We start from the raw sequence: 543 nt of genomic DNA, 5'->3' as shown, positions 1-543 counted from the left end.
ACTTGATAATTTGGATTCTCGTTAAGGCGCTCAAGCGTTAATGTCGAATCTTTACCACTCGACCAGCTGATTACGACACGTTTTGGTTTCGTCATTTTGTTTTCCAGCCATTTTCTGCACACCAATAATGATAAAGACCGCCAATAAGGCGGCCTTTGTTGTATCAAACGCAATTAGAATCGGTAGTCAGCGGATACAAAGTACTGACGCCCAGGAGTTGCGTAACCTGAGTACATCTCGTAGTTTTTATCGAAAGCGTTGCTTAGTTTGGCGTTGATGTCCCAACTTGAGTTTACAGCGTAAGAAGCGGTGAAGTTCCATAGGCTGTAGCTCGGTAGTCTTGTACTACCATTAAAGCGCTCACCTTGGTAAAGATACTGCGAACCCAACGTCCATTGGTCAAATGTCGCATAAGCATTCCACTTAGCACCACGCTTGGAGCGGTATGCTAGTTGGGTATCTTCTGCACCAGACTTGTCGACAGGATCTTTGTAATCTAGGTAGAACTCATGAGAGACAATATCGGTATCGAGTTTAACTTCT

Annotated in this window: 1 protein-coding gene and 1 pseudogene; both read right to left on the bottom strand. The window is 44.2% G+C overall.

Going from position 1 to position 543, the window contains the following annotated elements; translation table 11 throughout:
* Nucleotides 1-95, bottom strand: a pseudogene (locus R8N47_RS27760) (ATPase); the annotation flags it as partial.
* Nucleotides 96-173: 78 nt separating this feature from the next.
* A partial coding sequence (locus tag R8N47_RS27755) for a TonB-dependent receptor domain-containing protein (RefSeq protein WP_318186430.1) occupies nt 174-543 on the bottom strand: 370 nt, incomplete at its 5' end.

Source organism: Vibrio sp. 2132-1, from assembly GCF_033344315.1.
This window is presented reverse-complemented; position numbering and strand designations above follow the sequence as displayed.